The organism is Weissella cibaria KACC 11862, from assembly GCF_000193635.1.
GTDB lineage: Bacteria > Bacillota > Bacilli > Lactobacillales > Lactobacillaceae > Weissella > Weissella cibaria.
In genome coordinates this window covers 73,602-84,229 of record NZ_AEKT01000044.1, presented here as the reverse complement: position 1 = coordinate 84,229, position 10,628 = coordinate 73,602, and the positions used below count along the sequence as shown (strand labels likewise).

Genomic DNA, 10,628 nt, shown 5'->3' with positions numbered 1-10,628 from the left:
GCACTATCTAAATAATGACAAAACGCCCCAGGTCCGCAGCCATGAACCTGGGGTGTTTTTTAAGTTGTTAGTCTGCGTGGACGATAAATGTATTAACGCGTGATGTTCGCGAAACGAATTCTGTGACGGAACCTTGCATTAACCGTTCGACAGCATTCATACCAGTTGCGCCGATGACGATTAAATCGATGTCATATTGCGCGGGGATCACTTTAGCAATAATGTTTTTAGGATTGCCAGTTTCGCTAATGACGGTCAAATTAGTGACGCCGGCTTGTTTTGCTTCAGTAGCAAAACGTTCTAAAAGTGCTTTGCTCTGTGTAATCGCGTTTTCTTCTAACTCATGTGAGTAATGCGCCGCGTCTTTTAACTTATTCGTATCAACCACGTTTAAGATATACAAGTGTCGTGATGGCGTGTTATTGACAATTTCGACAGCTGTTGCGAAGGCGGCTTCTGATTCTTTTGAGCCGTCTACAGGCGCTAAAATATGTTGGTAGTTATGGATTGATTGCATCGCTGAATTCCCCTCAAAATGTTCATTGCCTTTATTGTACACGATTCAAACAAAACCCGGCTATTCTCTTTGGATAGGGGTATAATGATGGGTAAATAAGTTAAAAACGAGGCCAGTAAAATGGAATATCGAACATTATCAAACGGTGTGGTCATGCCAGTATTGGGGTACGGTATGGCACAAGTGCAGGGGCCTGAGGCGGTGCAAGCAGTTAAGGACGCCATTGCAGCGGGGTACCGGGCGATTGATACAGCTGTCATTTATGATAATGAGGCTGACATCGGTCAGGGAATTGCCGAATCTAATGTCGATCGATCAAATTTATTTCTGACAACCAAGGTTTGGGTGCAGGACATGACTTATGAGGGGGCAAAGGCGTCAGTGATGCGTTCTCTTGAATTGCTACAAACGGACTATTTGGATTTGGTGTTATTACACCACCCAATTGGTGATGTTTGGGGTGCTTGGCGGGCGTTGGAAGAGCTTTATGCCGCCGGTAAAATTCGGGCGATTGGCGTGTCAAATTTCTCACCAGCGTTGTTAGCCCAGTTTATTGCGCTTAATGATATTGCACCGATGGTTAATCAAATTGAAAACCATCCATTCCACCAACAAGTTGATAAGGTAGCGTATTTCCAAGAGCAAGGTGTTTTGGTGGAAGCTTGGGCACCATTCGCTGAGGGCATGCATGATGTCTTCCATTCCCCAATTTTGACCGCGATTGCTGATAATCATGGTAAGTCAGTTGGACATGTCATCCTCCGGTGGTTGTTGCAACGGGGAATTAGTACCATTCCGAAGTCAATGAAGCCAGCACGGATGCGCGATAATTTAAATGTATTTGATTTTGAATTGACTGAACCAGAAATGGCCGCGATTGCCACAATGAATACAGGGGAAACTTTGTTTGGCGGTTCGGATGATCCGGATGTTGCACACGTTGAGAAGATGCTGAACTGGACAGTCACACACTAAGATAGGAAAAAGATGGGATTTATTATCATATTGATTTTGGTCGCGCTGTTTGTGTACACACAATCACGCAAGCGACGTCACGATCACGAGATGCGTCAAAAAGCTGACTATCTTGAAGGTAAATTTGAAGACATCACGAAAAAGTAAATGCTAAGCGTCAATTCAGATTAATGAGTTGACGCTTTTTACCTATCGTCAGGGGCCGAATTACCCTGTATAATAGACGTTGACAGAAAAAATTAGAGAGATAGGAGGCGCGATAAAATATGGACATTGCAGAAATGAAGACGCGCCAGTCTCACATTCGTAACTTTAGTATCGTGGCGCACATTGACCACGGTAAGTCGACGATTTCAGATCGTATTCTGGAAGCAACGCACACGGTTACTGAACGTGAGATGCAAAATCAATTGTTGGACACGATGGATTTGGAACGTGAGCGTGGTATCACGATTAAGATGAATGCCGTTGAAGTTCACTACAAGGCCAACGATGGGGAAACCTACATTTTCCACTTGGTTGATACTCCAGGACACGTCGACTTCTCATATGAGGTGTCTCGTTCACTAGCAGCCGCTGATGGGGCGATTTTGGTTGTTGACGCCGCCCAAGGTGTAGAAGCCCAAACGTTGGCAAATGTTTACTTGGCCTTGGAAAACGACTTGGAAATCTTACCATTGATCAACAAGATTGACTTGCCAGCTGCTGATCCAGAAGCTGTCCGGGCTGAAATCGAAGATGTTATTGGCATTGATGCATCTGAAGCTGTTTTGGCATCAGCTAAGCAAGGTATCGGAATTCCAGAATTGCTTGAGCAAATCGTGGCGAAGATTCCCGCGCCAGAGGGAGATTTGGAAGCGCCATTGCAAGCGTTGATTTTTGACTCAGCCTATGATTCCTACAAGGGCGTTATTTTGACTGTCCGGGTGAAGGAAGGTGTTATGAAGCCGGGTGATAAGATTCGCTTCATGAACTCGGGGGCTGAATACGAAGTCACAGAAGTGGGTGTTAACTCACCACACCCTGTGAAACGTGATTTCTTGATGGCTGGTGATATTGGTTATGTCGCTGCCTCGATTAAGAACATCCGTGACGCTCGCCCTGGTGATACGATTACGTCAGTTAAGAACCCAGCGGCGGAAGCGTTGCCAGGTTACCAACCAATGACGCCTATGGTGTACTCAGGTTTGTACCCAACGGATAACTCAAAGTACAATGACTTACGTGAAGCGCTTGAAAAGTTGCAATTGAACGATGCGTCATTGGAATTCGAGCCTGAGACGTCACAAGCATTGGGATTTGGTTTCCGTACTGGATTCTTGGGCTTGTTGCACATGGATGTGGTGCAAGAACGACTTGAACGTGAATTCGATATGGAATTGATCACGACGGCGCCATCTGTAACGTACCACGCGTATACAACAGACGGTGAAATGGTTGAAGTGGCCAACCCATCAGAATTACCTGAAGCTAGTGCCATCAAGTGGATTGAAGAGCCATACGTGCACGCTCAGATTATGGTGCCAAACGAGTACGTTGGGGCAGTTATGGAATTGGCACAACAAAAGCGTGGTGAATTCGATACGATGGATTACTTGGACCAAAACCGCGTTAACGTGAAGTACTACATTCCGTTGTCAGAAATCATCTTTGACTTCTTCGATAAGTTGAAGTCAAACACGCGAGGTTACGCGTCATTAGATTACGAGATTTCAGGTTACCGCCAGTCTGACTTGGTTAAGATTGATATCTTGCTAAATGGGGACAAGGTCGATGCCTTGAGCTTTATTGTGCACAAGGATTTTGCACAAGAACGTTCACGGATTATTACGGCGAAGTTGAAGCAAATCATTCCACGTCGTAACTTCGAAATTCCAGTGCAAGCGGCCATCGGTTCAAAGATTGTCTCACGTTCAACGATTAAGGCTTACCGTAAGGATGTTACGTCAAAGATCCACACGGGTGACCCTGATCGTCGTGCAAAGTTGTTGGATAAGCAAAAGCGTGGTAAGAAGCGCATGAAGGCGGTTGGAACGGTTGATGTACCGCAAGAAGCCTTTATGGCGGTGCTTAAGGCCGAAGATGATACAGAATTTGCAAAGGGTGCCAACCATTAAGCGCGTTTTACGTGACGACATTCGGAAAATTCTTTGGTTAAGAGTCTACCATTCTTACTGAAGATATGTTATTATATTCAGGTTAAATAAACTGACTCTGGTTCTTATAGATCCAGGGCGATAAGGAGAAACACGATGAAGGCTGATATCCACCCAGATTACCACCAAGTGGTTTTCGTTGATTCAACTACTGGTTACAAGCTATTGACTGGTTCAACTCGTACTTCAAACGAGACGATCGAGTTCGAAGGTGCTGAGTACCCAATGATCCGTGTTGAAGTTACGTCAGATTCACACCCATTCTACACTGGTAAGCAAAAGTTTACTACTGCCGATGGTGCGGTCGACAAGTTCAACAAGAAGTACGGTTTGGCTTAATTTTAAGCGATTCAATACTGAAAAAACCATCCAACTTTCGGGTTGGATGGTTTTTTGTATTGTTGAAATGATAGCTTGCCAGAGCAGGTTTTTAAATAATTTCAAGACCTTACTTTTCGTAAGTTCCAGTCGTATAATAATGCTGTTTTAAAGAAAGAAGGATAATTAATAATGGTTAAGACAGCTTTAGTGACTGGTGCGAACAAGGGAATTGGCTATGCAATTGCCCAACAATTGTTGGAGCAGGGCTATACCGTTTTGGTTGGCGCTCGCGATGCTGGTCGCGGTGAAGCAGCTGTACGTGAGTTGCAAACGTTTGGAAATGCAGAATTGTTGTTAGTTGATGTCGCTGATTTGGACAGTATTCATGCGGCAGTGGCAAGCATCACTGCAAATTATGACGGCTTGGACTTGTTGGTTAATAACGCTGGAATCTCCGGTGATATGGATCGCACAGCATGGGAGTACGAGACACAAGAACTGCTTGATATTTACAAGGTTGACTTTATCGGACCATATGAACTAACGAAGGGGCTTTTGCCTGTGTTGCAAAAGAACAGTGGGACGATTATCAATATTTCGACGCCAATTGAACCAGGTAAATGGTGGCACCCACTTGGGTACATGGCAGGTAAGGCACCGCTTAACGTTATGACTAAGGACTTCGGTCTTGAGTTTGAGCAACAAAATATGCCAATTGAGATTTTTGCCGTGATGCCAGGGGCCGTATCTACGGACTTGAATGGGCACATTGAAGGTGATTTCGTTCGTACTACGGACAATGCGGCTGAGTTGATTTTGTCATTCTTCTTTGATGATCAGAACCACAATGGTCAAGTGATCAATGAAGATGGGTCAGTCGTTAACTACAATCCACAACACTAGGAATGTAAAGTATATTTGGGGTTTGATGGGCATACTCATTGGCACCATTATTGTGCAGCGATTTGGCTGGTATCAGTCAGTTAAGAAGCAAGCTAATGTCATACAAATTATTGGTATTATTATCATGGTTGCGGATGTCATAATGATGCAATTGCAGTAGCAAATTAAATATAGGAAATAGTCGGATTTTTAAACCAATTATTCGTCGTGACAACCGCGAAGCAATATTGCTTTGCGGTTTTTTTACTGCTCTAAATAGCTCGCAAGAATAAATCTTGTACAATTTATGGGAAATAAGTCGACCTTATGTTTTTTGAAAATACACAAAAGCGGTCTGGTTTTTACAAACACGTGCTAAATATAGGAGAAACTAAATGCAACGTTTGTTTAGGTGTACAATTCCGTATGTTTTCACCAGGGAATGATTAACTGAATATTGACGGAGTGTTGTACAATATTTAAGTGAAGAAAAGTAAGTGGAACCGGATTGTCGGAATGTTAAAACGTCCGGCGTCTGAGTTGATACTTTGAAGATCAGAGCCAAACGTTCTGGAAATATTATTTAGAAAGTAATGTTGGATTATGCAACCTCATAATCTTGCATGAGTAAAAAGACTGCCAATCATCCAGGTTGGAAGCCTTTTTTGTGACGTGAGAAATATTAACCATGGATAAGACTACCCGATTAACATTAGCGGCGAATTTAGCAGCCGGTCGCCAACAAAAAAATGTGTCGATTGAAGATATTGAACGAATTGGTATTTCGAAGTCACGTTATTACCGTTATATCAACGGGGAAGTAGATATAACGGTTGCGGATTTACACAAGTTACTTGAATTACTATCAATGTCATTTTCTGAGGCACTTTATCATACAGTTGAAGAAGCTGACATCATTCAAAATCGAGAAATTTCAGTGCTAACGCATTTACGGTCGTTTACGATTGTTGATATGGCAAAACTTGCAATTGACGGACAAACAATGGATGCTAAAACTTTTTGGCCGTTGTATCAAACGTTTGTAAAATCAATTGTCTTGTATCGCGAATATATGCCAAGTACTTTCTATGAAGTGGTGTTATCAATTCACTTGTTAGCGGTTCAAAAATACATCATTAACCCGAAAAAGATTATGCTGGAAAAGATGTTATTTGTAATCGATGCAATTAATCATCAGCCAACGCGATCTTCAAATGTGGAAATGCGATCGTTGAAACGGTTACTTAATTTTATTAACGGTTGGATTATGTCGGGTAATGATAACCGTCGGGACAGTATTGAAAACTTTTTGGCAGCGGCCCGTCGATTGCAAATTGATGTTATCACGATGAATGATTTGCAGGTATCTATGACCGATATCTGGACGAAATCCCAGACTGTGCGAGAGACGGGTACGCCGACTGGTCTCCAACAGTTATCGTATTACGCTGAAATTGTGCCACCATTTGAATTAACGAGTATTGGTGACTATTTGCACCAAGTTATTCGTGATAAGCGGATCAAGGTACAGGAGCTGGCGCAATATGGTTTTTCAAAAACCAAGGTTTACCGGATGTATGACGATGATGCGTCGTTTCGGGTGAACGATTTGTTGACGCTGATGCCACATCTCGGGTTAATGCCTGGTGATTTGGATGCCGTTGTACCACAATTTAATGACGCGACGTATCGTGTGAAGTACAATCTTCAGTTCGTGGCTGAGACGTTTATACCAACGGCGGTTGCGCAGGCGAAAATGCGCTACGACGAAACTGGCCACTTAGGATTTCTGGAACAATGGTTGGAGCTACGCATGATCATTGGTAGTCGACTGGATGGCCGGTGGTATGCCAGCGAAGAAGCAAAGTCGTTGGGCCAACAGGCGCAACGGCTGCTACAAAGTATGGACACCTGGCATGATTCAGAATTTCGTATTTTGAAATTGGCGTGGATGGCAGTCGATTCAGTGGCTGGCGTCCATATGATGGTGAATATGACGCACGCGAATGATGTTGATAATATTTTGCAACGAACTTATGCCAACCGTGTTGTTGAAGGCGTTGAGTATGCGATATTTAAAGCAATGTTTGAAGGTAACCAAGAATTACTGGATGCGCTTTTACAAGTTGCGTTTGAAGAGCAAAAACGCGATGACAAGGCACTAAAGTATGCCTCGTGGCGTTGGCGCTTCTTGATGTATGAAAACTACCGCACATACTTCACTAATCCAGAAGAGGCGGTTGGCCACCTCGTTGATTTTTTTGCTGACTATGATGAACTAGTTGGTGAATTTGAAATTACCGATAAGTACAAAACGTTGTTTAATGCTATGTGGCGAGAACATTTGGCGAAAAAGTAGACATGAGCGGGAAGTTTTCCCCGCTGATGACAAAGAGTCGGTAGAATAGCTAATGTTGAGAGTTAACCGACTCGACACTTTTCTCATATAATGTTTAATACTAACCTAATTAAACAATAACCATATACATAAGAGCACCCGTGATTCTAACCAAATCGTGGGTGTTTTTATGTATATATGCATATTTTATGGATATACGGTTTAGAATTGTATATCTTTGCATAAAACCATGTTTCAAGGCGGGGAAATGTGGTATTATATTCAACGTTGCTGTAAACGCAACCGTAATAAAACAAATAAAGTTATGATTTAAAAAGGAGTCGGGGATGGCTGATAAAAATACGGCACCAGATTCATTACAACGGGGTTTGTCTAAACGACATGTCACGATGATTGCCATTGGTGGCACAATTGGTACGGGATTATTTCTAGGTGCGGGCGACTCGATTAGTCTGACAGGACCATCGATCTTGTTCGTGTACCTATTAACGGGAATTTTCCTTTACATTATGATGCGCGCAATCGGCGAGCTACTCTATGCAGACCCAGATAACAATTCGTTTGTGAGTTTTGTGTCTAAATATCTGGGGCCTGGCGCTGGTCACTTCGTTGGCTGGTCATACTGGATTACGTTAATTTTACCGGCAATGGCGGAGTTAACGGCGATTGGTAAATATGTCCAATTCTGGCTACCAACGATGCCGGCATGGCTAATTGAAATTGTCGTGATGTTACTATTGGTTGGTGTGAACTTGGTCGCAGTCAAATTTTTTGGAGAGGCGGAGTTTTGGTTCTCTTCAATTAAAATTATTGCCATTCTGGGTATTATCATTACTGGAATTTTGATGATGATTACCGGCTTTAAAACACCAGGCGTTCACGGTGGGGTGGTGTCATTTGCAAACATTACCCACCATTTCCAGCTGTTTCCAAATGGGGGCATGAATTTTATGATGGCGTTCCCAATGGTATTCTTTGCATTCGTGGGAATTGAATTTGTCGGTTTGATGTCTGCTGAAACCAAAAATCCACGTGAAGTCATGCCTAAGGTAATTAACACGGTGTTGTTCCGTATTTTGGTGTTCTATGTGGGAGCTTTGGCCATTATCATGTCAATTTATGATTGGCATTATTTACCAGCTGATCAAAGCCCGTTCGTCTTTATTTTTAAGTTAATCGGGATTGATTGGGCGGCGGCTTTGCTGAACTTTGTGGTGTTGACCGCTGCGATGTCAGCATTAAACACACTGATTTATTCAGCTGGTCGTGATGTCTACGCGCTGGCCCTTGAAAATACCGGTAAATGGCAAGACTACTTCAAGCGCTTGTCAACAAAGGCGATTCCAGCCCGCGCAATTTTGTTCTCAGCGATTTTGATTATGCTTACACCTGTGATTAACGCATTACCAATTTTTGAGTCAGCGTTTAATTTCTTTGCGTCAGCTACGGCAGCGATTACCTTGGTTATTTATAGCTTAATCATGATTGCGCACCGCAAGTATCGGGCCAGTGCAGATTTCATTGAAGACGGGTTTAAGATGCCGTTTTATAAAGTTGCTAGTCCTTTGACGTTGCTATTCTTTCTCTTTATCTTTGTGACATTGTTCTTGGATAAGACGGATACAATTGCTGCGTTAGGTGGCATTGCTTGGACCGTGGGTTATGGCTGGTACAGTCATAAAAAATATGGTATGAAATTTAACTAAATCATATGTAAAAAGGTGGGATAACAATTGTTATCTCACCTTTATTTGTGTTTTTATTAAATTTAGATTAGAATAAACGCACGGATTAAACTGGAGGATGGATATGACGACATTGACAGGACAGGATTTGCGCGCATTGCTCAAGGAACAAGCTTTACTGGAAGAAACTATGGCTTTAGCGGGGTGGGACCAGCTGACTGGTATGCCTAAGGATGCCAGCGAGTTCCGCGCAGAATTGCAAAGTTATTTAACAGAAAAGTATCTGGGTGTTTCGACGGGTGATCAAGCCAAGGCTTTGGTTGCGTACTTCGCAGGACACGGGGATGAATTGTCAGCCGACGAACAGGCACTTTTTGCTAAGTTCCAGGAAGACTATGAGCGTGATGCAGCCGTGCCGGCTGATGAATACATTGCTTTTAACAAGTTGACTTCAACAGCGCAGGATGCTTGGGCAGAAGCCCGCGAACAAGATGATTACGCCATTTATGCGCCATATTTGGCACAGCTAATTGATTTAAAGCGTCGTTTTATTACATACTGGCGTAAAGATGAGGCGACACCATATGATGTGTTGCTGAATCAGTTTGAACCAGGGCTAACCGTTGCAAAGCTAGATGCCGTTTTTGCAGAGGTAAAGGCGGGGGTTGTTGCGCTGCGTGAACGTTTGGCAACAGAAGGAACTGAACCGGCAGACGACTTTTTACAGCGAGAGGTCGCGGTTAGTGACCAACGGGCGTATGTTTGGGATGCGGCCGTTCGCTTAGGTTATGATCCTAATAAAGGTCGATTAGACGATACGGTGCACCCATTTATGCAAGATTTGAATCGTAATGATGCCCGTATTACAACCCGGTGGTCAGCCACTGATTTTCAAATGGCTGTGTTAGGAATCTTGCACGAGGCCGGTCACGGTCTCTTTGCACAGAATGTTGCGCCTAAATGGGATTACACACCGTTTAATAAATCAATAGCAATGAGTATTCATGAATCACAGTCGTTATTTAATGAAGTAATGATTGGCCGCTCAGAAGCCTTCTTACGTCATGATTATCCAATTATGCAACAGGCTTTCCATGGTGTCTTAGACGATGTTGATTTTGAGACATTCTATAAAGGGTGGATGAAAACACAGGCTAGTCTAATTCGGACGGAAGCTGATCCATTAACATATCCGTTGCATATCATTATTCGTTATGAAATTGAAAAAGCTATTTTTAACGATGATATTGATATTGCAACCTTACCAGCCCTTTGGAATGCAAAGTATGAGGAATACCTAGGTATCCGACCACCATCAAATTTGACAGGTATCTTACAAGATATTCACTGGGCCGGCGGTGATTTTGGCTACTTCCCATCATATGCCCTTGGCCATTTGTATGCGGCCCAATTCCGTCACGAAATGGCAAAAACACTTGATATCAACAGCTTGCTGGCTGCTGGAAACATCCAACCGTTGTTTGATTGGCGTAAGGCGAATATTTGGCAATACGGCGCATCAAAAACACCTGCTCAAATTTTGTATGCGGCAACGGGCGAGGAGCTTAATCCACAATATTGGCTTGATTTGCAAACGGAACGATATTTGCAAGCGTACCAAATTTCGGATAACAATTAAAAACATCTCATTTTGTTGTTGACATCTTTTAACACTTCCCGTAAACTTGGTTCATCGGTAGGACGTTACATTGTATGGCAGAGAAGCCACGGTT

At 43.1% G+C, this 10,628-nt stretch carries 10 protein-coding genes; 9 read left to right on the top strand and 1 reads right to left on the bottom strand.

All coding sequences use genetic code 11. The features are described from left to right. Positions 1 to 67: 67 nt before the first annotated feature. Positions 68 to 517, bottom strand: a complete 450-nt coding sequence (locus ESE_RS0109430; protein WP_010374224.1) for a universal stress protein — start codon at positions 515 to 517, stop codon at positions 68 to 70. 120 nt (positions 518 to 637) lie between these two features. Between ESE_RS0109430 and ESE_RS0109425 the strand changes: the two genes are divergently transcribed. From ESE_RS0109425 to ESE_RS0109385, 9 genes are all read left to right on the top strand, one after another. Further along, complete coding sequence (locus ESE_RS0109425; RefSeq protein ID WP_010374222.1) at positions 638 to 1,492, top strand: aldo/keto reductase; 855 nt, start codon at positions 638 to 640, stop codon at positions 1,490 to 1,492. Between the two features lie 12 nt (positions 1,493 to 1,504). Then, complete coding sequence (locus ESE_RS12575; RefSeq protein WP_010374219.1) at positions 1,505 to 1,639, top strand: hypothetical protein; 135 nt, start codon at positions 1,505 to 1,507, stop codon at positions 1,637 to 1,639. 119 nt (positions 1,640 to 1,758) lie between these two features. Then, positions 1,759 to 3,609, top strand: a complete 1,851-nt coding sequence (gene lepA / locus ESE_RS0109415) for a translation elongation factor 4 (protein ID WP_010374218.1) — start codon at positions 1,759 to 1,761, stop codon at positions 3,607 to 3,609. Between the two features lie 135 nt (positions 3,610 to 3,744). Continuing rightward, the gene (locus tag ESE_RS0109410) at positions 3,745 to 3,987 is read left to right on the top strand and encodes a type B 50S ribosomal protein L31 (RefSeq protein ID WP_010374216.1); all 243 of its coding nucleotides are present in this window, start codon (positions 3,745 to 3,747) and stop codon (positions 3,985 to 3,987) included. A gap of 171 nt (positions 3,988 to 4,158) precedes the next feature. Beyond that, positions 4,159 to 4,872, top strand: a complete 714-nt coding sequence (locus tag ESE_RS0109405) for an SDR family NAD(P)-dependent oxidoreductase (protein WP_010374214.1) — start codon at positions 4,159 to 4,161, stop codon at positions 4,870 to 4,872. A gap of 25 nt (positions 4,873 to 4,897) precedes the next feature. Beyond that, on the top strand, positions 4,898 to 5,032 hold the full coding sequence (locus tag ESE_RS12570) for a hypothetical protein (protein ID WP_010374212.1): 135 nt from the start codon (positions 4,898 to 4,900) through the stop codon (positions 5,030 to 5,032). A 507-nt stretch (positions 5,033 to 5,539) separates the two neighbouring features. After that, positions 5,540 to 7,210: a helix-turn-helix transcriptional regulator gene (locus ESE_RS0109395; RefSeq protein ID WP_010374210.1), complete on the top strand. Its 1,671-nt coding sequence runs from the start codon at positions 5,540 to 5,542 to the stop codon at positions 7,208 to 7,210. Positions 7,211 to 7,536: 326 nt separating this feature from the next. Next, positions 7,537 to 8,916 carry an amino acid permease gene (locus ESE_RS0109390; protein ID WP_010374207.1) on the top strand — a complete coding sequence of 460 codons (1,380 nt, stop codon included), beginning with the start codon at positions 7,537 to 7,539 and terminating at the stop codon, positions 8,914 to 8,916. A gap of 103 nt (positions 8,917 to 9,019) precedes the next feature. Beyond that, a complete protein-coding gene (locus tag ESE_RS0109385; protein ID WP_010374205.1) occupies positions 9,020 to 10,534 on the top strand; it encodes a carboxypeptidase M32 in 1,515 nt (504 codons plus the stop codon). Positions 10,535 to 10,628: the final 94 nt, after the last annotated feature.